This is a genomic window from Acidovorax sp. SDU_ACID1, from assembly GCF_045291395.1.
In the GTDB taxonomy this organism is placed as follows: domain Bacteria; phylum Pseudomonadota; class Gammaproteobacteria; order Burkholderiales; family Burkholderiaceae_C; genus MR-S7.
In genome coordinates this window covers 319,664-344,100 of sequence record NZ_CP152342.1, presented here as the reverse complement: position 1 = coordinate 344,100, position 24,437 = coordinate 319,664, and the positions used below count along the sequence as shown (strand labels likewise).

At 71.9% G+C, this 24,437-nt stretch carries 26 protein-coding genes; 14 read left to right on the top strand and 12 right to left on the bottom strand.

What is annotated here, in order from left to right:
• Positions 1-10 precede the first annotated feature (10 nt).
• Positions 11-340, top strand: coding sequence for a thiosulfate oxidation carrier complex protein SoxZ (gene soxZ / locus AAG689_RS01615; RefSeq protein ID WP_020230689.1), 330 nt, complete (start codon positions 11-13; stop codon positions 338-340).
• Here the strand turns inward: soxZ and AAG689_RS01610 are convergent.
• Entirely contained in the window at positions 337-966 is a 630-nt protein-coding gene (locus AAG689_RS01610; protein WP_406624482.1) for a TetR/AcrR family transcriptional regulator, read from the bottom strand. The genes soxZ and AAG689_RS01610 overlap by 4 nt on opposite strands.
• Before the next feature lie 88 nt (positions 967-1,054).
• Between AAG689_RS01610 and AAG689_RS01605 the strand changes: the two genes are divergently transcribed.
• Complete coding sequence (locus tag AAG689_RS01605) at positions 1,055-2,245, top strand: arabinose transporter (protein WP_406624481.1); 1,191 nt, start codon at positions 1,055-1,057, stop codon at positions 2,243-2,245.
• Positions 2,238-2,972 (top strand): siderophore-interacting protein, encoded by a 735-nt coding sequence (locus AAG689_RS01600; RefSeq protein ID WP_406624480.1) that lies wholly within the window; start codon positions 2,238-2,240, stop codon positions 2,970-2,972. Before AAG689_RS01605 ends, AAG689_RS01600 begins: the two co-directional genes overlap by 8 nt.
• 13 nt (positions 2,973-2,985) lie before the next feature.
• Here the strand turns inward: AAG689_RS01600 and AAG689_RS01595 are convergent, their stop codons facing one another.
• Positions 2,986-3,843, bottom strand: coding sequence for a LysR family transcriptional regulator (locus AAG689_RS01595; RefSeq protein ID WP_406624479.1), 858 nt, complete (start codon positions 3,841-3,843; stop codon positions 2,986-2,988).
• A gap of 98 nt (positions 3,844-3,941) precedes the next feature.
• On the opposite strand from AAG689_RS01595, the gene AAG689_RS01590 reads away from it, so the two are divergent.
• The gene (locus AAG689_RS01590) at positions 3,942-4,334 is read left to right on the top strand and encodes a tautomerase family protein (RefSeq protein WP_406624478.1); all 393 of its coding nucleotides are present in this window, start codon (positions 3,942-3,944) and stop codon (positions 4,332-4,334) included.
• 59 nt (positions 4,335-4,393) lie between these two features.
• Here the strand turns inward: AAG689_RS01590 and AAG689_RS01585 are convergent, their stop codons facing one another.
• Positions 4,394-5,407 (bottom strand): AraC family transcriptional regulator, encoded by a 1,014-nt coding sequence (locus tag AAG689_RS01585; protein ID WP_406624477.1) that lies wholly within the window; start codon positions 5,405-5,407, stop codon positions 4,394-4,396.
• A 94-nt stretch (positions 5,408-5,501) separates the two neighbouring features.
• On the opposite strand from AAG689_RS01585, the gene AAG689_RS01580 reads away from it, so the two are divergent.
• The 4 genes from AAG689_RS01580 (at position 5,502) to AAG689_RS01565 (ending at position 10,899) form a co-directional block, all read left to right on the top strand.
• Positions 5,502-7,109: an FAD-dependent oxidoreductase gene (locus tag AAG689_RS01580; protein WP_406624476.1), complete on the top strand. Its 1,608-nt coding sequence runs from the start codon at positions 5,502-5,504 to the stop codon at positions 7,107-7,109.
• A gap of 28 nt (positions 7,110-7,137) precedes the next feature.
• Positions 7,138-8,028 (top strand): bile acid:sodium symporter family protein, encoded by an 891-nt coding sequence (locus tag AAG689_RS01575; RefSeq protein ID WP_406624475.1) that lies wholly within the window; start codon positions 7,138-7,140, stop codon positions 8,026-8,028.
• A complete protein-coding gene (locus AAG689_RS01570; protein WP_406624474.1) occupies positions 8,018-9,178 on the top strand; it encodes an L-lactate dehydrogenase in 1,161 nt (386 codons plus the stop codon). Before AAG689_RS01575 ends, AAG689_RS01570 begins: the two co-directional genes overlap by 11 nt.
• A 68-nt stretch (positions 9,179-9,246) precedes the next feature.
• Positions 9,247-10,899 carry an acetolactate synthase large subunit gene (locus AAG689_RS01565; protein WP_406624473.1) on the top strand — a complete coding sequence of 551 codons (1,653 nt, stop codon included), beginning with the start codon at positions 9,247-9,249 and terminating at the stop codon, positions 10,897-10,899.
• Between the two features lie 22 nt (positions 10,900-10,921).
• On the opposite strand, the gene AAG689_RS01560 is transcribed toward AAG689_RS01565, so the two are convergent.
• Both AAG689_RS01560 and AAG689_RS01555 read right to left on the bottom strand, forming a co-directional pair.
• Positions 10,922-11,596 carry a YitT family protein gene (locus AAG689_RS01560; protein WP_406624472.1) on the bottom strand — a complete coding sequence of 225 codons (675 nt, stop codon included), beginning with the start codon at positions 11,594-11,596 and terminating at the stop codon, positions 10,922-10,924.
• A 130-nt stretch (positions 11,597-11,726) separates the two neighbouring features.
• On the bottom strand, positions 11,727-12,224 hold the full coding sequence (locus AAG689_RS01555; protein ID WP_406624471.1) for an outer membrane protein assembly factor BamE: 498 nt from the start codon (positions 12,222-12,224) through the stop codon (positions 11,727-11,729).
• A gap of 83 nt (positions 12,225-12,307) precedes the next feature.
• Between AAG689_RS01555 and AAG689_RS01550 the strand changes: the two genes are divergently transcribed.
• The 4 genes from AAG689_RS01550 to AAG689_RS01535 all read left to right on the top strand — a co-directional run bounded on the left by AAG689_RS01550 (position 12,308) and on the right by AAG689_RS01535 (position 15,418).
• A complete protein-coding gene (locus tag AAG689_RS01550; protein WP_020230703.1) occupies positions 12,308-12,511 on the top strand; it encodes a DUF3460 family protein in 204 nt (67 codons plus the stop codon).
• Positions 12,512-12,573: 62 nt separating this feature from the next.
• Complete coding sequence (locus tag AAG689_RS01545; RefSeq protein WP_020230704.1) at positions 12,574-13,401, top strand: ScpA family protein; 828 nt, start codon at positions 12,574-12,576, stop codon at positions 13,399-13,401.
• Positions 13,402-13,443: 42 nt separating this feature from the next.
• Entirely contained in the window at positions 13,444-15,024 is a 1,581-nt protein-coding gene (gene nadB, locus AAG689_RS01540; RefSeq protein WP_406624470.1) for an L-aspartate oxidase, read from the top strand.
• A 34-nt stretch (positions 15,025-15,058) separates the two neighbouring features.
• Positions 15,059-15,418: a 5-carboxymethyl-2-hydroxymuconate Delta-isomerase gene (locus tag AAG689_RS01535; protein WP_020230706.1), complete on the top strand. Its 360-nt coding sequence runs from the start codon at positions 15,059-15,061 to the stop codon at positions 15,416-15,418.
• A gap of 105 nt (positions 15,419-15,523) precedes the next feature.
• On the opposite strand, the gene AAG689_RS01530 is transcribed toward AAG689_RS01535, so the two are convergent.
• The 4 genes from AAG689_RS01530 to nadC all read right to left on the bottom strand — a co-directional run bounded on the left by AAG689_RS01530 (position 15,524) and on the right by nadC (position 20,491).
• Positions 15,524-16,549: a porin gene (locus AAG689_RS01530; RefSeq protein WP_406624469.1), complete on the bottom strand. Its 1,026-nt coding sequence runs from the start codon at positions 16,547-16,549 to the stop codon at positions 15,524-15,526.
• Positions 16,550-16,668: 119 nt separating this feature from the next.
• On the bottom strand, positions 16,669-18,456 hold the full coding sequence (locus AAG689_RS01525) for a chorismate-binding protein (RefSeq protein ID WP_406624468.1): 1,788 nt from the start codon (positions 18,454-18,456) through the stop codon (positions 16,669-16,671).
• Between the two features lie 59 nt (positions 18,457-18,515).
• A complete protein-coding gene (nadA, locus tag AAG689_RS01520; RefSeq protein WP_406624467.1) occupies positions 18,516-19,625 on the bottom strand; it encodes a quinolinate synthase NadA in 1,110 nt (369 codons plus the stop codon).
• Positions 19,622-20,491, bottom strand: coding sequence for a carboxylating nicotinate-nucleotide diphosphorylase (gene nadC / locus AAG689_RS01515; RefSeq protein WP_406624466.1), 870 nt, complete (start codon positions 20,489-20,491; stop codon positions 19,622-19,624). Before nadC ends, nadA begins: the two co-directional genes overlap by 4 nt.
• A 69-nt stretch (positions 20,492-20,560) precedes the next feature.
• Here nadC and panB point away from each other — a divergent pair, with 69 nt between their 5' ends.
• Both panB and panC read left to right on the top strand, forming a co-directional pair.
• Complete coding sequence (gene panB / locus AAG689_RS01510; protein ID WP_406624465.1) at positions 20,561-21,442, top strand: 3-methyl-2-oxobutanoate hydroxymethyltransferase; 882 nt, start codon at positions 20,561-20,563, stop codon at positions 21,440-21,442.
• Positions 21,443-21,471: 29 nt separating this feature from the next.
• The gene (gene panC, locus AAG689_RS01505; protein WP_406624464.1) at positions 21,472-22,314 is read left to right on the top strand and encodes a pantoate--beta-alanine ligase; all 843 of its coding nucleotides are present in this window, start codon (positions 21,472-21,474) and stop codon (positions 22,312-22,314) included.
• A 202-nt stretch (positions 22,315-22,516) separates the two neighbouring features.
• Here panC and AAG689_RS01500 read toward each other — a convergent pair whose 3' ends face one another.
• The 3 genes from AAG689_RS01500 to grxC all read right to left on the bottom strand — a co-directional run bounded on the left by AAG689_RS01500 (position 22,517) and on the right by grxC (position 24,388).
• Complete coding sequence (locus AAG689_RS01500) at positions 22,517-23,512, bottom strand: NAD(P)H-dependent glycerol-3-phosphate dehydrogenase (protein ID WP_406624463.1); 996 nt, start codon at positions 23,510-23,512, stop codon at positions 22,517-22,519.
• Positions 23,513-23,567: 55 nt separating this feature from the next.
• A complete protein-coding gene (secB, locus tag AAG689_RS01495; protein ID WP_020230714.1) occupies positions 23,568-24,023 on the bottom strand; it encodes a protein-export chaperone SecB in 456 nt (151 codons plus the stop codon).
• 107 nt (positions 24,024-24,130) lie between these two features.
• Positions 24,131-24,388: a glutaredoxin 3 gene (gene grxC / locus AAG689_RS01490; RefSeq protein WP_020230715.1), complete on the bottom strand. Its 258-nt coding sequence runs from the start codon at positions 24,386-24,388 to the stop codon at positions 24,131-24,133.
• Positions 24,389-24,437 lie beyond the last annotated feature (49 nt).

Below are 24,437 nucleotides of genomic sequence, written 5' to 3'. Positions count from 1 at the left end.
GGAAACCCGGATGAACCAGAAACCACCCCGCGTCTGGATCAGCAACGCAAGCCCCAAGAAAGGCGAAGTGCTGCGCGTGCGCGCGCAGATCGAGCACATCATGGAAAGCGGCTTGCGCACCGATGAAGCCGGCAAGATCCGCCCGCGCAACATCGTCACGCGCTTCGAGGCGCACCTGGGCCAGGCGCTGCTGTTCGCCTGGGAGCCGGGAATCTCCGTCTCGCAGAACCCCTACATCGAGTTCACCTTCCTCGCGCGCGAGAGCGGCGAGCTGCGCCTGCGCTGGAAGGACGACGCGGGCCAGTCGGCCAGCGCCAGCAAGAGCATCGTCGTAAGTTAGGCACCCCGCCCCGGCGCGCCGCACAGATAGCCCGCGAGCATGTCCACGATGGTCTGCTCGACCTGCGCCATGCCATGCCGTGGCAGAGGCGTGATGACAGCTGCGTGCACCAGGGATTCCATGGCCTGGAGCACAGCCCAGGTGGCCAGGTCGAGATCGCGCGGCGCAATCTCGTTGCGGTGCTCTTCCAGCAGTTGCCGGATGCGCTGGAAGATGCCTTGGTCGGCCGGGCTCTGCTCGGCCGGCGCGTCGAAGAACGGGAACTCCTTCTCCAGCACCCGGTGCAGCGCCGGCGCGACCTGGTGCGCCGCCAGCAGCGCGTGGACGATGGCTGCCAGGTGCCCGCGCAGGCCGCGCGGCTGGGTGCCCGCCAGCACGGCCTCGATGGCGGCCTGCATCTGCGCCGCGTGCTGCTCGTGCAGGGCCGTGATCAGCGAATCCTTGTTCGGGAAGTATTGGTAGACCGAGCCCACGCTCACCCCGGCGCGCTCGGCCACCAGGTTGGTGTTGGTGCCGGCGTAGCCGCGCTCGGCCAGAACGCGAGCCGTGGCTTCCAAAATGACCTCGACCAGCGCGCGGGAACGGGCCTGGCGCGGGATTCTGCGGGGCTGGGGCAGTGCCTGCATGGGGGACTCCAAAGGCGAGTTTTCAATATGAGCGATGGCTCATATTCTCGCAGATACCGAGCAAATGCTCATATCTGGAGTCCATCCCATGCCTTCCCATGCGCCACCCGGCGTCAATGTCTTTCTTCGGCTGCTGCCCATCACGCTGGCGGTCTTCATCGGTTTTCTCGCCATCGGCCTGCCGCTGCCGGTGCTGCCCCTGCACGTGCACGACGGCCTGGGCCTGAGCCCCCTGGTGGTGGGCGTGGTCATCGGCGCGCAGTTCGCCGCCGCGCTGCTGTCGCGCGCCTGGGCGGGCCACCTGGCCGACACCCGGGGCGCCAGGCGCGCCGTGGTCACGGGCCTGCTCGTCTCGGCCAGCGCGGGCCTCGCCTATCTGGCGTCGCTGGCCTGTGCCACGCCCGCCGCCTCGGCCGGGGTGCTGCTGCTGGGGCGCGTGCTGCTGGGCTGCGGCGAGAGCCTGGTCGTCACCGGCGCGCTGAGCTGGGGCGTGGGCCTGGCCGGGCCGCAGAACGCGGGCAAGGTGATGGCCTGGGTGGGCATCGCCATGTACGGCGCCTACGCCCTGGGCGCCCCGACGGGCGCGGCCGTACATGCGGCCCACGGCTTCGCGGGCATTGCCGCCGCGAGCTGCCTGGCCCCGCTGCTGGCGCTGGGCGCGGTGTGGGGCGTGCGGGCGGTGGCGCCCACGGCGGCGCGGCGCACGCCGTTCTACCGCGTGCTGGGCAGCGTCTGGCTGCCCGGGCTGGGGCTGGCGCTGTCCAGCGTGGGCTTTGGCGTCATTACCGCCTTCATCGCCCTGCTGTTCGCGGCCAAGGGCTGGGGCAACGCGGGCCTGGCGTTCACGGCGTTCGGCCTGGCCTTCATCGGCGCGCGCCTGCTCTTCGGCCACCTGCCCGACCGGCTGGGCGGCGCGCGCGTCGCGCTCGCCTGCGTGGTCGTCGAGGCCGTGGGGCAGTTGCTGATCTGGGGCGCCGACACGGCCGCCCTGGCCTACCTGGGCGCGGCCCTGACGGGGTTTGGCTACTCGCTGGCGTTTCCCGGCTTCGGCGTGGAGGCGGTGCGCCGCGCGCCGCCGCAGAGCCGGGGCGTGGCCATGGGCGCCTACGTGGCGTTCCTGGACATCGCGCTGGGCATCACCGGCCCGGCCCTGGGCGCCGTGGCCGGCGCCTGGAACGTGGGCGCGGTGTACCTGGCCGGCGCCGTGGCCGTGGGCCTGTCGCTGCTGGTGGCCGTGGGCCTGCTGGCAACGCCGCTGCGCGGAGGCCGCCATGCATGACGCGACCCCGCCCCGCACGGCGCGCGCGCTGGCCGAGGTGCTGGCCGCCCGCACGCTCACGCCGCACATGCGGCGCATCACGCTGGGCGGCGCCGAGGTCGCCCGCTTCCTGCAGGCGGACGGCATCGGCGCGCCGGCCGCCTGGGTGAAGGTGTTCCTGCCCTGCGGCACGGGCCGCGCCTACACCCTGCGGCACATCGACCGCGCGGCCGGAACGCTGGACGTGGACTTCGTCCTGCACGGGCACGGCCCGGCATCCGGCCCGGCCTCGGCCTGGGCCGCCCAGGCGCGGGCCGGGGAGCGCGTCGGCATCGCGGGCCCGCGCGGCGGCGGTTTCGCGCTGCCCGCCGACGCCCGCTGGGTGCTGCTCGCCGGGGACGCCACCGCCCTGCCGGCCCTGCAGCGCATCGCCGGCGCGCTGCCCGCGCACGTACAGGCCAAGGTATACGCCGAGGTGCCCGAGGCCGCCGACCAGCAGCCCATCGACAGCCCGGCCAGTCTGCGTACGGAGTGGTTCACGCAGCGCCAGTCGCCGGGCCTGGCCCTGTGCCAGGCGCTGCTGCACCGCCCGCTGCCCCCGGGGCCGGGCTACCTGTGGATGGCGGGGGAATCCCAGGCCATGCGCACCCTGCGGCAGCACTACCTGCAGGAGCGCGGGCTGGCGCCCCGGCGCCTGCATGCCCAGGGGTACTGGAAGGCCGGCCAAGCCGATCACCGCGAGGGCTGAAGGCCGCCGCCGTTCACGCGCGCACCGCGCTCCGGAACGCGGCGGCCAGCGCATCCAGCGCGTCGCGCGGCCGCCCGCCGCGCACCCGCGTGTGCAGCAGCACCGGCAGGCGCGGCAAGGCGGGCAGCCCGAGCCGGCGGCCCACGTCCTCGGCGCCCAGCGGCAGCATGCGCGGCGCCAGCGCGGCCACGCCCAGGCCGGCCATGACGGCGGCGGCCACGGCGGCGATGCCGCCGCCGGTGAACACCTCCGTCCACGGCACGCCCGCCGCGTCGAGCACCTGCCCGGCCAGCGCGCGCACGCCGCAGGGCGCGGCCATCGTGGCCAGCGGCAGCGGCTCGCCCGCGCGCGGCTGCCAGCCCGGCGCGGCGAACCAGCCGAAGGGTTCCTCGGCGAGCAGCTCGCCATCGCCGCGGCCCGCGTCCAGGCGCACGATGGCGGCGTCCAGCTCGCGCCGGTCGAAGCGCTGCAGCAGCTCGCCCGACGTGGCGATGCGGATCTCGATCAGCAACTGCGGCGCCTGGGCGTTCATGCGCGCGATGAGCGCGGGCAGCTCCGGCCCCGCCACGTGGTCGCTGATGCCCACGGCGAGGCGCTCGCGCGCCGTGGCCCCGGCGGCCAGCGCGCGCGCGTGCGCCTCCAGCAGGGCGCGCGCATGGCCGAGAAAGGCCGTGCCCTGGTCGGAAAGCCGCACGTGGCGCGGCGTGCGCTCGATGAGCCGCACGCCCAGCCGCGCCTCCAGCCGCTTGAGCTTGAGGCTCACGGCGGCCTGCGTGGCGCCCAGGGCGTCGGCGGCGCGGGTGAAGCTGCCCAGTTCGGCGATGCGGACGAAGGCCTGAACGGCGTCGAGGTCAAGGGGGCGGTCCATCATTTCAAAAAATTATCTCTGATATGTTTTTTGATAACTTGTTGAAATCATTCTCGCATCCTAAGGTGGCACCCATCGTCACTACCTCCCAAGGAACCGCCATGCCCCTCGTTCACATCGCCCTGCGCGCCGGCAAGCCGCCGGCCTACCGGCAAGCGCTCTGCGACGGCGTGTACCGCGCGCTGCAAGAGACCTTCGACGTGCCCGAGGACGACCAGTTCATGGCCATCACCGAGCACGAGGCCGCCAACTTCCGCTACGGCGCGACCTACCTCGGCGTGGCGCGCAGCGACGACCTGGTGTTCATCCAGATCACCGCCAGCGCCACCCGCACGGCGGCGCAGAAGAAGGCGCTGTACCGGCGCATCGCCGAGCGGCTCGGCGAGCAGCCCGGCCTGCGGCCCGAGGACGTGTTCGTGAACCTGGTCGAGGTGGCCCGGGAGAACTGGTCGCTGGGCCACGGGCAGGCGCAGTACGCCGAGGAATTTCGATAAAAAGTGCCGCCAGCCCTTGCCCAGCAGGCGCTAGCAGCTCCTGAAAGCAGAGCAAACGCTCAAGGCTCCGCCGCCTGCCGCGCACGCCACTGCACCGGCGTGCACCCCGTCCAGCGCTTGAACGCGCGCCAGAACACCGCCGGCTCGGCAAAGCCCAGCGCCTGGCCGATGTCGGCCAGCGCGCGCCCGGGCTGCGCCACGGCCTGCAGCGCGGCCTCGCGCCGCACGGCGTCCAGCAGCGCGGAAAAGCTCAGCTGCTGCGCCCGCATGCGCCGCGCCAGCGTACGCTCGCTCAGGCCCAGCGCCTGCGCGGCCTCGGCGCGCGTGGGCACGCGGCCCGGCAGCGCGGCGGCGATCCAGGCGCGCAGTTCCTGCGCCAGCGCGCCGCCCTCGTGCAGCACGGCCAGGCGCTGCGCCGCGTACTGGTGGTGCAGGCGCGCCAGTTGCGCGTCGGCCTGGGGCAGGGGCGCGTCGAGCAGCGCGTTGTCCAGCAGCACGCCGCTGAACGCCTGCTCGAACGCCACCGGACTGCCGAAGGCCTCGCGGTAGCCCGCCAGCGGCCCCACGCGCGGCTGGCTGAACTGCACCTGCAGCGGGCGCACGGCCTGGCCCGTGACCCAGCGCGAGAACGCCACCACCGCCGCCAGCACGGCCTCGATCTGGTGCGGACTGAACGCCAGCGCACCCTGGCGCGGGTGGTAGACCACCCAGCCCGCCCGCGCGCCCGCGATCACCTGGAAGCGCCCGCCGTCGCTGATGAGGCGCTGGTACTGCTGCACCACGCCGATCGCCGCGCGCAGGCTGGGCGCGGACTGCAGCAGGTAGCTCACCACGTTGAAGCTGCCCGGCCCCACCAGCGCCCCGGCCTTGAGGCCAAAGCCCGCGTCCTGCGTGCAGTGCGCCGCTGCGCGCCACAGCCGCGTGATGTGGTCGATGGGCCAGCGCTCGCGCGCCAGCTCCGCCGGGGCAATGCCGGCCTGCGCCAGCAGGCGCGCGCGCGGCACCCCGGCGCGCTCGCCGGCCGCGAGCACGGTGTTCACCCAGCTCATCGATACGCTGGCCTGCAAAGTCAAAGCAGATGGCCTCCAAAGTCAATCCAAACCCATCATAAGGGCCTATGGTTACCAGCCAGCGCACCGCCCAGAGTGCGCGCAAGGAGACTGCCGCATGGCAACCCAACATTCCGACGCCATCGTCCTCGGCGGCGGCCTGGCCGGCATCGTGGCCGCGCTGGAGCTGCTGCGCGCGGGCCAGCGCGTCACGCTGGTGGACCGCGACACGCCCGAACGCTTCGGCGGCCTGGCCCTGTGGGCCTTTGGCGGCATGGCGCTGGTGGGCACGCCGCTGCAGGCGAAGATGAAGATCCCCGATACGCCCGAGCGCGCGCTGGCCGACTGGCTGCGCTTCGGCGAGATCGGCCCCGGCGAGCACTGGCCGCGCCAGTGGGCGCGCTACTACGTGGAGCACTCGCGCGCCCAGGTGCACGACTGGCTGGTGCAGGAGGGCGTGAAGTTCATGCCCGCCGTGAACTGGGTGGAGCGCGGGCTGCACGGCGACGGCAACAGCCTGCCGCGCTACCACATCGTCTGGGGCACCTCGCGCGAGCTCACGCGCTGCCTGATCGCGGCGCTGCGCCGCGCGGGCGAAGGCGGCATGCTCACGCTGCTGCACGGCCTCCGCGCCACGGCGCTGGAGCGGCAGAACGGCCGCATCGCAGGCGCCATCGCCATCAACGAGGCCACGGGCGAGGAAGTGCGCCTGCAAGCGCCCGTGGTAGTGCTGGCCATGGGCGGCATCAACGGCGGGCACGAGGAAACGCGCGCCAACTGGCCTCCGGGCAGGCCGCTGCCCGCCACCCTGCTCAACGGTGCGCACCCCTTCGCCGACGGCAGGCTGCACCGCCACGCCGCCACGCTGGGCGCGCAAATCACCCACGCGGGCGAGATGTGGAACTACGCGGCGGGCTTTCCGCACCCCTTTCCGCACTTCGACGGGCACGGCCTGTCGGCCATTCCGTGCAAGTCGGCGCTGTGGCTGAACCACCGGGGCGAGCGCATCGGCCCAGAGCCGCTGGTGACCGGCTTCGACACGCACTGGCTGTGCCAGCGCGTGGCGCAGCAGGAAAAGCCCTGGACCTGGCACCTGCTCAACTGGCGCATCGCGGCCAAGGAGTTCGCCATCTCGGGCGCCGAGCACAACCAGCGCATCCGCGACCGGCAGTTCCCGCAGTTTCTCAAGGAAACGCTGCTGGGCAACCACCGCCTGGTGCGGCAGATGCAGCGGCAAAGCCCGCATTTCCTGGTGGACGACACGCTGGCCGGGCTGGCCGCGAAGATGAACGCGCTGACCGCCTCGCTCGACGTGGCGCCCGAGGCACTGCAGGCCACGGCCGATGCGTTCGACGCCAACTTCGCCCACGGCAGCAAGCTGCACAACGACGACCAGATCCGCCGCATCCTGCACGCGCGCCAGTGGGGGCCGGACCGGCTGCGCACCTGCGCGCCCGCGCCGCTGCAAAAGCCGGGCGCGGGGCCGTTCATCGCCATCCAGATGCAGCTCATCACGCGCAAGAGCCTGGGCGGGCTGCAGACGGATCTGCAAAGCCGCGTGCTCGACGGCGCGGGCCAGCCCATCGGCGGCCTGTACTGCGTGGGCGAGGCGGCGGGTTTCGGCGGCGGCGGGGCCTCTGGCCGCCGCTCGCTGGAGGGCACCTTCCTGCCCGGCTGCATCCTCACGGGCCGGGCGGCGGCGCGCGCCATCGCGGCCGGCGGCTGAGACCACCACGGTAAAAGGAGACGACACCATGCAGGGAGACATCGTTTCGGGCGTGCTGCTGCCGCTCATCCTGGCGTTCATCATGTTCTCGCTCGGCCTGGGGCTTACGCCGGCCGACTTCCGGCGCATCCTGGCGCAGCCGCGCGCGCTGCTGGTGGGCGTGGCCTGCCACTTCGTGCTGCTGCCGCTGGTCTGCTACCTCATGCTCACGCTGCTCGGCATGGGCGGCGTGTTCGCCGTGGGCTTCATGATCCTGGCCGCCTGCCCCACGGGCAGCACGTCGAACCTGCTGACCTACCTGGCGCGCGGCGACGTGGCGCTGGCGCTGAGCTTCACCGCCGTGGCCAGCGTGCTCACCATCTTCACGCTGCCCCTGGTCGTCACCTGGGCGCTGGGCCACTTCCTCGGCGCGGCGCGCGCCGTGGACGTGCCCGTGGGCCTGATGATGGGCCAGGTGGCGCTGGTGCTGGGCGTGCCCGTCAGCCTGGGTATGTGGGCGCGCCGGCGGTTCACCGCCTGGGCGTTGCGCTTCGAGCCGCGCGCCACGAAGGTGGCCACGGTGCTGTTCGTGCTCATCGTGGTGCTGGCCGTGACCAAGAACTGGGCGCTGCTGGTGGACAACTTCGGCTCGCTGGCGCCTTTCGCCGTGGCACTCAACCTCGGCATGCTCACGCTGGGCTTCGCCGTGGCCTGGGCCGCGCGGCTGTCCTACCGCCAGTCGGTCACGCTGGGCATCGAGACGGCGGTGCAGAACGCCGCGCTGGCGCTGGTGATCGCCAGCACCGTGCTCAAGGACGACGCCATGGCCATCCCCGGCGCGCTCTACGGCGTGCTGATGTACGCCGGCGGGCTGGCCTTCGCGCTGGCCATGCGGCGCTTCGGCCACGGCCGCGCCACGGAGGCCGCCCATGCTGCCTGACCTGTCCTACCCCGCCGCCACCGAGGACTGGCGCCGCCTGGCGGCCAAGCGCCTGCCGCGCTTCCTGTTCGACTACATCGACGGCGGCGCCAACGGCGAGCGCACGCTGGCCGCCAACGTGAGCGACCTTGCCGCCCTGCGCCTGCGCCAACGCGTGCTGGTGGACGTGGCCCAGGTGGACACCCGCGCCACCCTGGCGGGCCAGCCCTGCGCGCTGCCGCTGGCGCTGGCGCCCATTGGCCTCGCCGGCATGGCCGCGCGCCGGGGCGAGGCCCAGGCCGCGCGCGCCGCGCACGCGGCGGGCGTGCCGTTCACGCTCTCCACCGTGGGCATCTGCGCGCTGGATGAAGTGGCCGCCGCCGCCAGCGCGCCGCCCTGGTTCCAGCTCTACATGCTGCGCGACCGCGGCGCCGTGCGCGCGCTGCTGGAGGATGCGTGGGCCGCCGGCTGCCGCACGCTGGTCTTCACCGTCGACCTGCCGCTGCCCGGCATGCGCCTGCGCGACGTGCGCCACGGCATGGCCGCCAGCGGCGCGCGCCCCGCGCTCATCCGGGCCGCGCAGGTGCTGGCACGCCCCGGCTGGGTGTGGGACGTGGCCCTGCGCGGCAAGCCGCTGCGCTTTGGCAACCTGACCGCGCAGGTGCCCGGCGCGCGCGACCTGAACGCCTTCAAGGCCTGGGTGGATGCGCAGTTCGACCCGGGCGTGACGTGGAAGGACATCGAATGGCTGCGCGGCCAGTGGCAGGGCCGCCTGCTGCTCAAGGGCCTGCTCGACGTGGAGGACGCGCGCGCCGCCGTGGCCGTGGGCGCACAGGGCATCGTTGTCTCCAACCACGGCGGGCGCCAGCTCGATTCCGTGGCCTCGACCGCTTCCAAGCTGCCCGCCATCGCCCAGGCCGTGGGCGCGCAGACCGAGGTGCTGGTGGACGGCGGCGTGCGCGGCGGCGTGGACATCTTCAAGGCCCTGGCGCTGGGCGCGCGCGGCGTGCTCGTGGGCCGCCCCTGGGTGTGGGCGCTGGCCGCGCAGGGCGAGGCGGGCGTGCGCACGCTGCTGGCGCAGTGGCAGCGCGAGCTGCTGCTGGCGATGACGCTGGCGGGCGTGACGCGCACCGCCGACATCGGCCCGCAACACCTCGACACGGATTCATAGCCAAATCAGCCTCTAGCGCTTACAGGACAAGCGCAAGCAGCTATCAATACAGAAGCAAGGAGATTCCCATGAACGGCGCACAAGCCCTGCTCCAAACCCTGGCCGACGCGGGCGTGGAGGTCTGCTTCACCAACCCCGGCACGAGCGAGATGCACTTCGTCGCCGCGCTGGACACCGAGCCGCGCATGCGCGCCGTGCTGGCGCTGTTCGAGGGCGTGGCCACCGGCGCGGCCGACGGCTACGCGCGCATGGCGGGTAAGCCCGCCGCCACGCTCTTGCACCTGGGCTGCGGCCTGGGCAACGGCCTGGCCAACCTGCACAACGCACGCAAGGGCAAGGTGCCGGTGGTCAACATCGTGGGCGACCATGCCACGTACCACACGCGCTACGACGCGCAGTTGCAGTCCGACATCGAGACCGTGGCGCGCAACGTCTCGCCCGGCTTCGTGCGCACCGCGCAAAGCACCGCCGCGCTGGGCCGGGATACCGCCGATGCCATCGCCGCCGCGCGCGGCCTGCCGGGCCAGGTGGCCACGCTGATCCTGCCCGCCGACGTGTCCTGGGGCGAGGGCGGCCAGCCCTGCCCACCGCCGCAGCCACCCGCGCCCGCCGCCGCCAGCGACGAAGCCGTGCAGGCCGCCGCGCAGGCCATCCGCTCGGGCGAGAAAACCATCGTGCTGCTCGGCGGCCACGCGCTGCGCGAGGGCGCGCTGCGGGCCGCCGCGCGCATCGCCGCGCACAGCGGCGTGCAGTTGCTCGCCGAGGTCTTCCCCACCCGCATAGAGCGCGGCGCGGGCCTGCCCTTCGTCGAACGCGTGGCCTACCTGGCCGAGCTGGCAGGCGTGCAGCTGGCGGGCGCGCGGCACCTGGTGCTGGTGGATGCCAAATCGCCCGTCTCGTTCTTCGCCTACCCCGGCAAGGCCAGCGACCTGGTGCCCGAGGGCTGCACAGTGCACACCCTGAGCAGCCCCGCGCAGGACGCGGCGGCCAGCCTGGAGAAGCTCGCCGCCGCGCTGGGCGCCACCGCCGAGCCGCCGCTGGCCCCCGCCCGGCGCCCGGAGCGCCCGCGTGGGCCGCTCACCGCGCCCAAGGTCTGCAAGGCCGTGGGCCACCTGCTGCCCGAGAACGCCATCCTGATCGACGAAGCCATCACCTCCGGCCTGATGCTGGGCACCATGACGGCAGGCTGCCCGCGCCACGACCTGCTGACGCTCACCGGCGGCGCCATCGGCCAGGGCCTGCCCAACGCCGTGGGCGCGGCCATCGCCTGCCCCGATCGCCCGGTGATCGCGCTGATCGGCGACGGCACGGCCATGTACACCATCCAGGCGCTGTGGAGCATGGCGCGCGAGCACCTGCACGTGGTGTCGGTGATCTTCAACAACGCCAGCTACTCGGTGCTGAACGTGGAGCTGGAGCGCGTGGGCGCCGAGGAGGCAGGCCCCAAGGCCAAGTCGCAGCTCGACCTGAAAGGGCCGGTGCTGAATTTCGCGCACCTGGCCCAGGGCATGGGCGTACACGCGGTGCGCGCCCGCACGGCCGAGGACTTCTGCCAGGCGCTGGAGCATGCGCTGGCGCACCCGGGGCCGCATCTGATCGAGGCGCTGGTGCCCGAATCGCTCGCGGGCGCCAAGCGCAAGGTGCTGCCGTGGCTGCTCAAGTCGCTGCCCAGCCTGCCTGCGCCGGTGGCGCGCGCGCTCAAGCGCAAGATCGCGCCGTGACTGCGCCGCCCGCCGTGGCGTATCAACCGCCCTGGTAGCGGCCGGGGCGGTGGCTCACCGCCAGGAACACGCCCATGACCACGGCGGCCAGCACCGACCAGGCCACGCGGTCCCACGGCACGACCCACAGCGCCAGCAGCACCACCGCGCAATCGATGGCCATCTGCACCTTGCCGGCACGCAGGCCATGGCGCTCCTGCAGGTACAGCGACACGATGGTGGCCCCGCCCAGGCTGGACTTGTGGCGCGCCAGGAACAGCACGCCGGTGCCCATCAGCAGGCCGCCGGCGATGGCGGCGAAGGCCGGGTGCAGGTAGTCGATGTGGATGAGGCGCGGCCCCAGCTCGGCGATCAGCGACAGGATGCCCACGCTGACGAAGGTCTTGATGGTGAAGGCGCGCCCGAGGTGCTTCCAGGCGAACCAGTAGAACGGCAGGTTGATGGCGAAATAGATGGCGCCGAACGGCCAGCCCGTGGCGTAGTGCAGCACGAAGGCCAGCCCCGCGGTGCTGCCCGTGAGCAGGCCCGCCTGGGCGTACATCATCATGGTCAGGCCCACGAACAGCGAACCGGTAAAAAGCGCCTGGACATCCTCGAACACGCCATGGCGCGGCGCGGCGTGCGGGGATGGGGCACCCGGCGCGGCGGCGCCAGGCAGGGAGACGGAAGCGGACGATGGGACGGTGCGGCTGGCCATGGTGAGGTTTCTCTGCAACGCGGGCCCGGCGCGGGTAGCGCCGGCGCGCGATCATCGCATGCAAAACTTACGCCTGTTTGGCAATAGGGTTTGCCCCAGGTTTGCACCACCCTGGTGCGGGCGCCACACGTCAGGGCCCGTCAGGGATTTTTTCGGCGCTGCCCGAGCGGCGCACCGTGCCGTCCGGGCCGAACACCACGGTGAAGATCATGTGGCGCGGGCCGTCGCCCCAATTCCAGTCCCACTCGGTTTCCTGCTTCAGGTCGTAGGTGATCCGCTTGGCGGGCTTGCCCAGGAGGCGGCGCACCTGCTCCTGCGCCATGCCCGGCTGCACCTTGTCGAAATGGTGCGGGGCCAGCACCTGGCGCAGCGCGCTCATCTTGCCGTCGGCACCGATGGTGATCATGTAGTTGCGCTGCCCGGCGGGCTGGCGGTTGTATTCCAGCGTGCGCGCGCCGCCCTCCTCGGGCCAGATGCGCTCGGGCTCGCCGAAGCGCTCGCGCACCTGCGCCTCGGTGGAGACGCCCTCCTCCAGCTCCTTGATGCGCTGGTCGTCGCAGCCCGCGAGCAGGGTGAGCAATGCCAGCGCGGAAGCGCCCGCGCCCTTGAGCCAGTGGTGTATCGCCATAGGGTTCGATCCGTTGTTTCCCTCTTTTATAGCCTGCCCGGTAAAATGCCCGGTTGCCATAAGAACACCCGCCCACCAGAACCATGTCCTTCTTCCGCCGCCCGGACTACGAATCCGACACCACCCAGTTCATCAACCAGCTCAAGGCCACCAAGCCCGAGCTCGACGCGCAGCAGCGCGCCGGCCGCGCCCTGTTGTGGGACAAGCAGGTGGACCGCGACATCTGGCAGGAATACAACGCGGGCCGCGTGGCGCAGCAACCCTACGTGTACCAGTCGAAATCCTAGCCAAAATAGCCTCCAGCGCCCGTCCAGCAAGCGCAACCAGCTATTGAACCCATAGCAAACGCATGACAGCGGCCCCGCAGGACGAAGCGCCCATGCCCGAGGTGGTGGACCAGGTGGCACTGGCGCGCCTCTACGGCGAGCCGCTGTTCGCGCTGCCGCAGGACCTGTACATCCCGCCGGACGCGCTGGAGATCTTCCTGGAGGCCTTCGAGGGGCCGCTGGACCTGCTGCTCTACCTGATCCGCAAGCAGAACTTCAACATCCTCGACATCCCCATGGTGGATGTCACGCGCCAGTACCTGGGCTACGTGGACGAGATCCGCAGCCGCAACCTGGAGCTGGCCGCCGAATACCTGCTCATGGCGGCCATGCTCATCGAGATCAAGTCGCGCATGCTGCTGCCGCCCAAGCGCCAGGAGGGCAGCACCGAGCCCGAGGACCCGCGCGCCGAGCTGGTGCGCCGCCTGCTCGAGTACGAGCAGATCAAGCTCGCCGCGATGCGCCTGGCCCAGGTGCCGCAATATGGGCGCGACTTCCTGCGCGCGCAGGTCACCATCGAGCAGAGCCTGCAGCCGCGCTTTCCCGACGTGAACCTGGCCGACCTGCAAGAGGCCTGGCGCGACATCCTCAAGCGCGCCAAGCTTGTGCAGCACCACCGCATCACGCGCGAGGAGCTGAGCGTGCGCGAATACATGAGCATGGTGCTCAAGACGCTGCAGGGCCGGCGCTTCGCCCCGTTCGAGGATCTGTTCCAGCCCGAGAAGGGCAGCACTGTGCTGGTGGTCACCTTCATCGCGCTGCTGGAGCTGGCCAAGGAAACGCTCATCGAGATCACCCAGGCCGAAGCCTTCGCGCCCATCTACGTGCGGCTGGCCTATACACCGGCGTGACCGCGCTCCCCGCTGCGCCGGCCATCGCGTAACCTCACGGCCATGGCATCACACGACTTCGACGTCCTCATCGTGGGCAGCGGCCTCGCCGGCCTGTCGGCCGCGCTGCACCTCGCACCCACGCACCGCGTGGCGGTCATCACCAAGCGCGCGCTGCACGATGGCGCCAGCGGCTGGGCCCAGGGCGGCATAGCCGCCGTGCTGGCCGAGGGCGATAGCTTCGACGCGCACGTGCAGGACACGTTGGTGGCCGGCGCCGGCCTGTGCGACCTGGCGGCCACGCGCTTCGTGGTGGAGCACGCGCCCGAGGCCATCCGCTGGCTGCAGGGCCTGGGCGTGCCGTTCTCGCAGGAGGACGGCGCGCTGCACCTCACGCGCGAGGGCGGCCACGGCGCGCGGCGCATCGTGCACGCGGCCGACGCCACGGGCGCGGCCGTGCAGCGCACGCTGATCGACGTGGTGCGCGCAACGCCGGGCATCACGCTGTTCGAGCACCACACGCTGGTGGATCTCATCACCGCGCGCAAGCTCGGTCTGCCGGGCGGGCAGCGCTGCCTGGGCCTGTACGCGCTCCATGAAGCCACGGACGAGGTCGTCACCTTCCGCGCGCCGCAGACCATCCTGGCCACGGGCGGCGCGGGCAAGGTCTATCTCTACACCACCAACCCCGACACGGCCACGGGCGACGGCATCGCCGCCGCGTGGCGCGCGGGCTGCCGCGTGGCCAACCTGGAGTTCATCCAGTTCCACCCCACCTGCCTGTACCACCCGCACGCCAAGAGCTTCCTCATCACCGAGGCCGTGCGCGGCGAGGGCGGGCGGCTCCTGCTGCCCGATGGCACGCGCTTCATGCCCCAGCACGACGCGCGCGCCGAGCTGGCCCCGCGCGACGTGGTAGCCCGCGCCATCGACTACGAGATGAAGCGCCACGGCCTGGACTGCGTGCACCTGGACATCTCGCACCAGAGCCCCGCGTTCCTGCAGGCGCACTTTCCCAACATCCTCGCGCGCTGCGCGGAGCTGGGCATCGACATCACGCGCCAGCCCATCCCCGTGGTGCCCGCCGCGCACTACACCTGCGGCGGCGTGCTCACCGACCTGGCGGGCCGCACCGACCTGCCGGGCCTGCTGGCCATCGGCGAGACGGCCTGCACCGGCCTGCACGGCGCCAACCGGCTCGCGAGCAACTCGCTCGTGGAATGCATGGTGTACGCGCGCGCGGCCGCCCAGGCCGTCGCACAGGCGCCGCGCGCCGAACTGTCCGCGCTGCCGCCGTGGGACGACAGCCAGGTGACCGACGCCGACGAATGCGTGGTCATCTCGCACAACTGGGACGAGCTGCGCCGCTTCATGTGGGACTACGTGGGCATCGTGCGCACCGACAAGCGCCTGGAGCGCGCCGCGCACCGCATCGCGCTGCTGCAAGGCGAAATCCACGAGTTCTACGCCCACTTCCACGTCACGCGCGACCTGCTGGAGCTGCGCAACCTCGTGCAGGTGGCCGAGCTGATCGTCAGGAGCGCCCAGATGCGCCGCGAAAGCCGCGGCCTGCACTTCAGCCGCGACTGGCCCGCGCTGGCCGCCCCCGCCGCGCCCACCATCCTCGTGCCGCCCGTGCGCTGAGCCCCCCCGATTTCCCCCCTCCCAGGAGACCACCATGCCGCACCTGATCGTCGAATACAGCCCCAACCTGCCCTCCTACCCGGAGGCCGAAGCGCTCGCCGCGCTCAACGCCGCCGTCTGCGCCAGCCCCGAGGTGCTGGACGAGGCCGACCTGAAGACCCGCTTCGTGCGCGCCGGCAGCTTCGAGATCGGCACCGCGCCGGCCCAGCGCGCCTTCGTGCACGCGCAGCTGCGCCTGCTGTCGGGCCGCTCGCCCGAGACCAAGAAAGAGCTGGCCGGCCGCGTAGCCGACGTGCTGCGCCGCCTCACGCCCCGGCCCGCGGGGGTGCTGGTGCAGCTCAGCGTGGAAATCGTGGACATGGACCGGCCGTCCTACGTCAAGGAACGGCTGTAGGCACGCAAAAAAAACCGCTGGGGGATGCGTCCCCGCAGCGGCCTGCGTACCGCGCCCGGCCCGCTCGCTTCCCCACCAGGTGGACCGGGCCGTTGCGGGACGTTCTTAGAAGGTGTGGCGGATGCCGACCTCGTAGCCCGTGATGTCCTTGCCCTTGGCGGGCGTCGGGCTCAGCGACGAGGCCAGCTTGCGCGCGGCCTGGCCGTCGTTGGACAGGCGGGCCACCGCGCCGTACAGCTCCGTGCGCTTGGACAGCTTGTAGCCGTAGCCCAGCGCCAGGCGCTGCGAGTCGTTGTCGCTCTTCTTGTCTTCATACTGGGTGTAGGCGGCGCGCAGCTCGCCGTTGCCCAGCGCCATCTTCAGGCCCACGCTGTACAGGTCCACGCGCGCGCCGTTGCCGCGCTCGGAGGCGATCAGCAGCATGGGCGTGAAGCCGCCCAGCTTGTAGGACGCGCCCACGTTCATGGTCTTGTAGTTCACGCCGTCGGCCGCCGTGCCGCCGCGCGTGATGCCGTAGCCCACGGCCACGTCCAGCGGGCCGCTGGCGTAGCCCAGGCGCATGCCGGTGGCGCTCTTGAGGCGGTTGGAACCTGCCTCCTCGCCGAAGCCGTGGGAGAGCTGGCCGTACAGCCCGCCCATCTTGGGCAGCAGGTAGCTGATGCCGTTGGACATGCGCTTGGGCGACGAGCCCTCGGCCGTGCCCGCGGCGGAGCCGCTGATGAGGCTGTGGCCGTTGATGCCGCCCATGCCGGTGTCGCCGAAGGCGTGGAAGGTTTCCAGGTTCAGGTAGGTGGGCGTCTTGTCGCGGCCCAGGCGCAGCTCGCCGAAGTCGCCCAGCAGGCTCACGGTGGAGCGGCGGTCGAACTTGAAGCCCGAGCCGCCGTCATCCACGTTGATCCCGCCTTCCAGCCAGAAGCCGGCCTTGAGCCCGCCGCCCAGGTCTTCCACGCCGCGAAAGCCCAGGCGGCTGCTGGCGTTGCCGCCGTTGGCCAGGCCGGTCACGTTCTTGCCGGAGGTGGAGAGGTGCGCGACGGACACATCCGCCACGCCGAAAAGGGTCACGCTGCTGGTGCTTTGGGCCGAGGCGGATGCGGCAGCCGCGGCGGCCAGGGCGAGGAGTAGTCGTTTCATGCTGTTCGTTGGTTCGTATGGAGGAAGAGCCGCGAGGCGGCCATGCCGCCTGAGGCCCGGCCCCCCTGCGAGGGGCTGGAACCATTAGACGAACCGTACGTTACAAATCAGGGACAACCCTAGGCCGTGCCGGCCTTTGCCGACGCCAGCGTGGCCGGCAGCCACCCGCGCAGGCTGTTCACGAAGGCCCATTGCTCCACGCGCGGCACGTCGGCCAGGCGCACCACGGCCTCCGCCATGCGCCCCTCGCGCAGCGCCACGGCCCGGCCCACGCCGGGCAGCAGGCCGCACGAGAGCGGCGGCGTGACCCAGCGGCCGTCCAGCCGCATGGCGAGGTTGCCGAAGGTGCATTCGGTGATCTCCCCCGCCTCGTTGTAGAGCACGGTGTCGAACACGCCCGCGCCCGCCGCCGGAGCGAAGGCCGCGTAGTGCGCGCGGTGCGTGGTCTTGTGGCGCGTGAACTCGCCCCGCGCCTCGGCGAAAGGCCTGTCCGCCAGCGCCAGCCGCACGGGCACGGCGGTGTCCTGCAGCGCGAAGGCCTCGGCGCGCGGCTGGCCGTACCGGTCCAGCAACAGCCGCACGCGCCATGCGCCCTGCGGGTGGCGCGCGGCCAGGGCATCGAGGCAGGCCTGCACGCGCGGTGCGTCCCACGGATAGCCGAAATGCGCGGCGCCGGCCTGCATGCGGGCCAGGTGCTCGCCCCGGTGGCGGAACCGGCCGCCGTGCAGGCCCAGCGTCTCCAGCAGGTCGAAGGGCTGGCTGGCGCGCTCCACGAACGCACGCTTGGCGGCCCATTCGCGCCATTCGGCCGCGGGGTCGGCGCCCCAGACGATGCCGCTGCCGATGCCGCAGCGCGCCTCCCCGCCGCGCAGCTCCACGGTGCGGATGGGCACGTTGAACGTGGCGGCGATGCCCCCCGCCCCATCGGGCCGCACCACGCCCACGGCGCCGCAGTACACGCCGCGCGGCGCGTCCTCCAGCGCCCGGACCATGCGCATCGCCTGCACCTTGGGCGCGCCAGTGATGGAGCCGCACGGGAACAGCGCGCCGAACACGTCGGCCAGCCCCGTGCCCGCGCGGGTGCGCGCCACCACGTCGGAGGTCATCTGCCACACGGTGGGCAGCGGCTGGGTGTGGAACAGGGCCGGCACGCGCACGCTGTGCGGCTCGGCGATGCGCGAGAGGTCGTTGCGCAGCAGGTCCACGATCATCACGTTCTCGGCACGCTCCTTGGCGCTGGCGCGCAGCCGCTCGGCCTGCCGCGCGTCGTCATCGGGCGTGGCGCCGCGCGCGGCGGTGCCCTTCATGGGCCGTGCGAGGATCTCGCCCGTGCCCTGCGGCCCGGCGCGCCAGTCGAAGAACAGCTCGGGCGAGACCGAGAGCACCCGCGCCCCGTCGCCGCCGTCGATGCACGCCGCGTAGCCGCCGGGCTGCGCGCGCAGCAGCGCATCGAACAGCGCGCGGGCGTCGCCCTCCAGCCGACCGCGCAATGGCGCGGTGTGGTTGACCTGGTAGAGCACGCCCTCCCCGATCGCCTGCTGGATGCGCACCAGCGCGGCGTCGAACGCGGCGCGGCCGGGCAGCGTGTGCCAATGCACCGTGGCCTCCCCCTGCGGCCCGGCCTCGGGCCAGGGCAGCGGCGCATCGTGCACGGTGAACCAGGCCAGCGGCCCGTCAGGCGCATGGGTGGCGAATGCCGCATCGAACGCGGGCGCGGCCTCGTAGCGCAGGCAGCCCAGCACCCAGGCGCCGGCGCGCGCGGCGGCTTCCACGGCCTGCAGCACGGGGCGCACCTCGTGCAGCGCGCGGGCCGCGAGCACGGCGCGCGGCGGGCCGAAGGCGTGGCGCAGGCGCGGCCCGGCGGGGTCGCGCGGGTCGGCGAAGTCGATCAGGGCGGTTTCAGTCAAATCGGCCTCCAGCGCTTATCCAGCAAGCGCCAGCAGCTATCAAAACAAAAGCAACGATATCAGGCCGCGCCGAAGTGCGGCACCAGTGCGCCCGGCGCCTGGCCGTTCCTGAGCGCGGCCGTGAAGGCGAGCATGCGGTCGATGGGCTGGCGCGCGCGCGGGACCAGGGCCGGATCGACGTGGATGGCGTTCGCGCCCGTCTCCAGCACGCGGGCCACGTCGGCCAGGCCGTTCATGGCCATCCAGGGGCAGTGCGCGCAACTCTTGCAGGTGGCGCTGTTGCCGGCGGTAGGGGCTTCGTAGAAGGTCTTGCCAGGGTTGAGCATGCGCAGCTTGTGCATCATGCCGTTGTCGGTGGCGACGATGAATTCCTGCGCGTCCATCTCGCGCGCGGCCTTGAGGATGGCGCTGGTGGAGCCCACGGCGTCGGCCAGGGCCACGACCTCGGCGGGGCTTTCGGGGTGCACGAGCACCTTCGCGCGAGGGTGTTCCTTGATGAGCAGTTCCAGCTCCAGCGCCTTGAATTCGTCGTGCACGATGCACGCGCCGTTCCAGAACACCATGTCCGCGCCCGTCTCGCGCTGGATGTAGGCGCCCAGGTGGCGGTCGGGCGCCCAGAGGATCTTGTGGCCCACGGCCTTCAGCGCGCCCACGATGTCCAGCGCACAGCTCGACGTGACCAGCCAGTCGGCGCGCGCCTTCACTGCGGCGCTGGTGTTGGCGTAGACGACCACGGTGCGGTCCGGATGCGCGTCGCAGAAGGCGCTGAACGCATCGGCGGGGCAGCCCAGGTCGAGCGAGCAGGTCGCGTCGAGATCGGGCATGAGCACGGTCTTCTCGGGGCTGAGGATCTTGGCCGTCTCGCCCATGAAGCGCACGCCGCTCACCACCAGGGTCTGTGCCTCGTGGTCGCGGCCGAAGCGCGCCATCTCCAGCGAGTCGCTGACGATGCCGCCGGTGTCCTCGGCCAGGTCCTGCAGGTCCGGGTGCACGTAGTAGTGCGACACCATGACCGCGTTCTTTTCCTTGAGCAGGCGGCGGATCCTGTCCTTGAGCGCCGCGCGCTCGGGCGCGGAAGGCTCGGGCGGCACGCGCGCCCAGGCATGGCGCGTGGCGCATGCGGCGCCCTCGGCGGGCTGCTCGTACTCGACGTCGATCACGGCGCTCATGCCAGCTCCTGCAGGCGCATGGAGAAGTCGGTGGCCTTCACGTCCTTGGTCAGCGTGCCAATGGAGATGCGGTCCACGCCCGTCTCGGCCAGCGCGCGCAGGCCGTCCAGCGTGACGCCGCCCGAGATTTCCAGCACCGCGCGGCCGGCGTTGATGCGCACCGCCTCGCGCAGCGTGTGCAGCGGCATGTTGTCCAGCAGCACCATGGTGGCCCCGGCCTGCAGTGCCTCGGCCAGCTGCTCCAGCGTTTCCACCTCGATCTCGATGAACTGCGCCTGCGCGGCCACGGCCTGCGCGGCGCGCAGCACGGCCGTCACCCCGCCGGCGGCGGCGATGTGGTTCTCCTTGATGAGCACGGCATCGTGCAGGCCGATGCGGTGGTTGGTGCCCCCGCCCGTGCGCACGGCGTATTTCTGCGCCAGGCGCAGGCCCGGCAGCGTCTTGCGCGTGTCCACGATGCGGGCGCGCGTGCCCGCCACGGTGTCCACGTAGGTGCGTGTCTTGGTGGCCACGGCCGACAGCAGCTGCAGGAAGTTGAGCGCCGTGCGCTCGCTCGACAGCAGCGCGCGGGCGTTGCCCTCGATCTCCAGCACCACCTGGTCCGGGGCGCAGCGCTGGCCCTCGGCCACGTGCCAGCGCAGCTGCACGGCGGGGTCGAGCGCGCGCAGCGCCGCCTCCACCCACGGCGCGCCGCAGACCACGGCCGCCTCGCGCGCCAGCACGCGCGCGCGGGCGCGCCGCGCGGGGTCGATCAGGCCGGCCGTGAGGTCTCCGGCGCCCACGTCCTCCCGCAGCGCGCGGTCCACGTCCTCGCGGGCCAGGGCCGCCAGCGCCGCGCCATCCATCACATTGCTCAGGGTCGTCATGGGCGGCAAGCATAGCGGCATCGCATAGACTCGCCGGACTTTTTCACCCCCGCTCCGCGGACTGCCTCCATGACCCACGCCCCCGTCACTGCCGGCACGCCCTACGGCACCCTGCCCCCCGCATCGCCGCTGCCCCAGCGCAAGCCCATCAGCCTGCCGCGCCTGGCGCAGATGCGCGAGGCGGGCGAGAAGATCACCATGCTCACGGCCTACGACGCCACCTTCGCGGCCGTGGCCGACGCAGCAGGCGTGGAGTGCATCCTGGTGGGCGACTCGCTCGGCATGGTCTGCCAGGGACTGCCCAGCACCGTGGGCGTGACGCTGGAGGCCATGGCCTACCACACGGCCAGCGTGGCGCGCGGCCTGCACCGGGTGCAGGGCACGGCCTGGCTCATCGCCGACCTGCCCTTCGGCAGCTACCACGAATCGCGCGAACAGGCCCTGCGCAGCGCGTGCCAGCTCATGCAGGCGGGCGCCCACATGGTCAAGCTGGAAGGCGGCGGCTGGACGGCGCCCACGGTGCAGTTCCTCGTGGAGCGCGGCGTGCCCGTGTGCGCGCACCTGGGCCTGACGCCGCAGACGGTGCACGCCCTGGGCGGCTACCGCGTGCAGGGCAAGGACGAGGCCGCCGCGCGCCAGCTGCGCGCCCACGCGGCCGAGCTGCAGGACGCGGGCGCCGCCATGCTGGTGCTGGAGATGGTGCCCGCGCCGCTCTCGCGCGCGCTCACGGCAGAACTGGCGCACTGCCACACCATCGGCATCGGCGCGGGCAGCGGCACGGCGGGCCAGGTGCTGGTGATGCACGACATGCTGGGCGTCAACCTGGGCAAGAACCCGAAGTTCGTGCACAACTTCATGCAGGACGCCGGCAGCGTGCGCGGCGCCATCGATGCCTATGTGCAGGCCGTCAAGCAGGGGCGCTTCCCCGACGACGCGCTGCACGCCTGGTAATCCCCTTTCTTTCCTTTTCGCTCCACGCCATGCACATCGCCCATTCCATCGCCGACCTGCGCGCCGCCCTTGCCGGGCGCGGGCGCCCCGCCTTCGTGCCCACCATGGGCAACCTGCACGACGGCCACCTCTCGCTCATGCGCCAGGCCACGGGGCTGGGCGACGTCGCCGTCGCCAGCATCTTCGTGAACCGGCTGCAGTTCCTGCCGCACGAGGACTTCGACAGCTACCCGCGCACCTGGGACGCCGACTGCGCCAAGCTGGAGGCCGCCGGCTGCGACGTGCTGTTCGCGCCGCGCGAGCACGACCTGTACCCCGAGCCGCAGACCTTCAAGGTGCACCCCGATCCGCAGATCGCCGACATCCTCGAGGGGCACTTCCGCCCCGGGTTCTTCGTGGGCGTGAGCACGGTGGTGATGAAGCTCTTTTCCTGCGTGTTCAGCGGCGGCGCGGGCAGCGCCGTGTTCGGGCGCAAGGACTACCAGCAGCTGATGGTGATCCGCCAGATGGTGCGCCAGTTCGCTCTGCCCATCGAGATCGTCGCGGGCGACACCTGCCGCGCCGAGGACGGCCTGGCGCTCAGCTCGCGCAACGGCTACCTGAGCGCCGCCGAGCGCGCCGAGGCCGTGCAGCTGAGCCAGGCGCTGCGCGCGCTGGCACAGGCCGCCAGCGCGCCGGGCGCGGACCTCCCGGTGCTGGAAGCGCAGGCCATGGACGCGCTGCGCGCGCGCGGCTGGCAGCCCGACTACGTCACGGTGCGCCAGCGCAGCGACCTGCTGCCGCCCGCGGGCGCCGCGCAGCCCGGCACCCTGGTGGCGCTAGGCGCCGCGCGGCTGGGCAGCACGCGGCTCATCGACAACCTGGAATTCTGACTGCACGCGCATCGGCGCTCGCCTACAGCGGCGCGCCGCTCCGTCGCACACTGGGGCCGCGGGGGCCTGGATATGGTCAAGCCATCGCTTCAACCACTCCCCAGGAGACCTCCATGCCCATCATTCTCTGGCTTCTCGGTGTTCCACTGTCCATCGTGCTGCTGCTGATGCTGTTCGGCATCGTGTAAAAGGCAGGCGCGGATCAGCCCGCTTCCACGGCGGGGTCGCGCCCCATGAGGGCCGCCACCACGTCGCTCGGCTTCACATGCCCATCCAGCAGGCCCACCACGGCCTGCGCGATGGGTATTTCCACGCCCAGGGCCCGCGCGCGCTCCACGACCGTGCGTGCGCAGTACACCCCTTCGGCCACGTGCCCGAGCGAGGCCGTGGCTTCTTCGAGCGTCTTGCCTTGCGCCAGCAGCAAGCCCACGCGCCGGTTGCGCGACAGGTCGCCCGTGGCGGTGAGCACCAGGTCGCCCATGCCTGACAGGCCCATGAAGGTCTCGCGCCGCGCGCCCAGGGCCACGCCCAGGCGGGTCATCTCGGCCAGCCCCCGCGTCACCAGCGCGGCGCGCGCGTTCAGGCCCAGCGCCAGGCCGTCGCACAGGCCCGTGGCGATCGCCAGCACGTTCTTCACCGCCCCTCCCACTTCCACGCCCACCACGTCGTCGTTGGCGTAGACGCGCAGCGCCGGGCTGTGGAACGCGGCGACCAGCGTCTCCCGCACGGCCGGCTGGGCGCTGGCGGCCACCAGTGCGGTGGGACGGGATTGCGCCACTTCCAGCGCGAAGCTGGGTCCGCTGAGGACGCCGCTGGGCAGCAGGGGCGCGACCTCGGCGCAGACTTCGTGGCCCATGCGCCCGGTGCCGGATTCAAAGCCCTTGCACAGCCAGGCCACGGGCACGCGCACGTCTTTCAGCAGCGTGAGCATGGGCCGCAGCGCGGCCATGGGGGTGGCGACGATAACCAGGTCGGCCGCGCGCGCCAGCGCCACAACGTCGCCTTGCGCGCTCAGGGAGAGCGCGGGCGGAAACACCTGGCCCGCCAGGTAGCGGGCATTCTCCCGCGCGGCCTGCATGACCGCGGCCTGCACGGGGTCGCGCGCCCACAGGGCCACGGCATGGCCCGCGGGGTGGGCCGCCGCGCTCATGGCCATGGCGGTGCCCCAAGCCCCTGCGCCGAGAACTACTATTTTCATAGCTGCTCGCGCTTGCCTGGCAAGCGCTAGAGGCCAAAAAGGCTATGAACCTCGTTTATTGCGCCGTGGCGTTGATGGCCTCGGCTGCGGCGGCCTGCTGCTGCTCGTACATGGCCTGGAAGTTGATTTCCGCCAGGTGCACGGGCGGGAAGCCTGCGCGCGTGATGGTGTCGGCCACGTTGCCGCGCAGGTAGGGGTAGACGATCTGCGGGCAGGCCACGCCGATCACGGCGCCCATCTGCTCCTCGGGGATGTTGCGGATCTCGAAGATGCCGGCCTGCTTGGCCTCGACCAGGAACACGGTCTTGTCCTGGATCTTGGTCTGCACGGTGGCCGTCACCGCCACTTCGAAGATGCCCTCGGCCACCGGCGTGGCTTCCACGCCCAGTTGGATGTCCACGCTCGGCTGCTCCTGCTCCAGCAGGATGGCAGGCGAGTTGGGCTGCTCCAGCGACAGGTCCTTCAGGTACACGCGCTGGATCTGGAACACGGGATTTTCTTGGTCGGCCATGGTGTCAATCTTTCAAGGCAAAAACGAAGCGACAAAACAAAGCCCGCCCGGGAATCGCTCCCGCAGCGGGCACTTGGGGGTGCATTATGCAGCGCCGGGCGGGGGCGTCAGCCCGCCAGCAGCGGCGCCAGGCCGCCACGCCCGTCCAGGGCCACGAGGTCGTCGTGCCCGCCCACGTGGGTGTCGCCGATGAAGATCTGCGGCACCGTGCGCCGGCCGGTGATGTCCATCATGTGCTGGCGGGCGGCGGGGTCGGTGTCCACGCGGATCTCCTCGATCTGCTCCACCCCCTTGAGCTTGAGCAACTGCTTGGCGCGGATGCAGTAGGGGCAGACGGCGGTGGTGTACATCTTCACGGCTTGCATGGGGCGGGCCTTTCGCGTTGTTTCTGGAAGATTCCGGCAGATGGGGGCG

Bases quoted from the DNA above. Each gene is read 5' to 3' on its own strand.
- secB (WP_020230714.1), bottom strand. From the start codon at position 24,023: ATGGCCGACCAAGAAAATCCCGTGTTCCAGATCCAGCGCGTGTACCTG.
- AAG689_RS01580 (WP_406624476.1), top strand. From the start codon at position 5,502: ATGGCAACCCAACATTCCGACGCCATCGTCCTCGGCGGCGGCCTGGCC.
- AAG689_RS01600 (WP_406624480.1), top strand. From the start codon at position 2,238: ATGCATGACGCGACCCCGCCCCGCACGGCGCGCGCGCTGGCCGAGGTG.
- AAG689_RS01610 (WP_406624482.1), bottom strand. From the start codon at position 966: ATGCAGGCACTGCCCCAGCCCCGCAGAATCCCGCGCCAGGCCCGTTCC.
- AAG689_RS01590 (WP_406624478.1), top strand. From the start codon at position 3,942: ATGCCCCTCGTTCACATCGCCCTGCGCGCCGGCAAGCCGCCGGCCTAC.
- nadA (WP_406624467.1), bottom strand. From the start codon at position 19,625: ATGAGCGCCGTGATCGACGTCGAGTACGAGCAGCCCGCCGAGGGCGCC.
- nadC (WP_406624466.1), bottom strand. From the start codon at position 20,491: ATGACGACCCTGAGCAATGTGATGGATGGCGCGGCGCTGGCGGCCCTG.
- AAG689_RS01555 (WP_406624471.1), bottom strand. From the start codon at position 12,224: ATGGCGATACACCACTGGCTCAAGGGCGCGGGCGCTTCCGCGCTGGCA.
- AAG689_RS01605 (WP_406624481.1), top strand. From the start codon at position 1,055: ATGCCTTCCCATGCGCCACCCGGCGTCAATGTCTTTCTTCGGCTGCTG.
- nadB (WP_406624470.1), top strand. From the start codon at position 13,444: ATGGCATCACACGACTTCGACGTCCTCATCGTGGGCAGCGGCCTCGCC.
- panC (WP_406624464.1), top strand. From the start codon at position 21,472: ATGCACATCGCCCATTCCATCGCCGACCTGCGCGCCGCCCTTGCCGGG.
- grxC (WP_020230715.1), bottom strand. From the start codon at position 24,388: ATGCAAGCCGTGAAGATGTACACCACCGCCGTCTGCCCCTACTGCATC.
- AAG689_RS01550 (WP_020230703.1), top strand. From the start codon at position 12,308: ATGTCCTTCTTCCGCCGCCCGGACTACGAATCCGACACCACCCAGTTC.
- AAG689_RS01560 (WP_406624472.1), bottom strand. From the start codon at position 11,596: ATGGCCAGCCGCACCGTCCCATCGTCCGCTTCCGTCTCCCTGCCTGGC.
- AAG689_RS01535 (WP_020230706.1), top strand. From the start codon at position 15,059: ATGCCGCACCTGATCGTCGAATACAGCCCCAACCTGCCCTCCTACCCG.
- soxZ (WP_020230689.1), top strand. From the start codon at position 11: ATGAACCAGAAACCACCCCGCGTCTGGATCAGCAACGCAAGCCCCAAG.
- AAG689_RS01570 (WP_406624474.1), top strand. From the start codon at position 8,018: ATGCTGCCTGACCTGTCCTACCCCGCCGCCACCGAGGACTGGCGCCGC.
- AAG689_RS01500 (WP_406624463.1), bottom strand. From the start codon at position 23,512: ATGAAAATAGTAGTTCTCGGCGCAGGGGCTTGGGGCACCGCCATGGCC.
- AAG689_RS01575 (WP_406624475.1), top strand. From the start codon at position 7,138: ATGCAGGGAGACATCGTTTCGGGCGTGCTGCTGCCGCTCATCCTGGCG.
- AAG689_RS01530 (WP_406624469.1), bottom strand. From the start codon at position 16,549: ATGAAACGACTACTCCTCGCCCTGGCCGCCGCGGCTGCCGCATCCGCC.
- AAG689_RS01565 (WP_406624473.1), top strand. From the start codon at position 9,247: ATGAACGGCGCACAAGCCCTGCTCCAAACCCTGGCCGACGCGGGCGTG.
- AAG689_RS01545 (WP_020230704.1), top strand. From the start codon at position 12,574: ATGACAGCGGCCCCGCAGGACGAAGCGCCCATGCCCGAGGTGGTGGAC.
- panB (WP_406624465.1), top strand. From the start codon at position 20,561: ATGACCCACGCCCCCGTCACTGCCGGCACGCCCTACGGCACCCTGCCC.
- AAG689_RS01595 (WP_406624479.1), bottom strand. From the start codon at position 3,843: ATGATGGACCGCCCCCTTGACCTCGACGCCGTTCAGGCCTTCGTCCGC.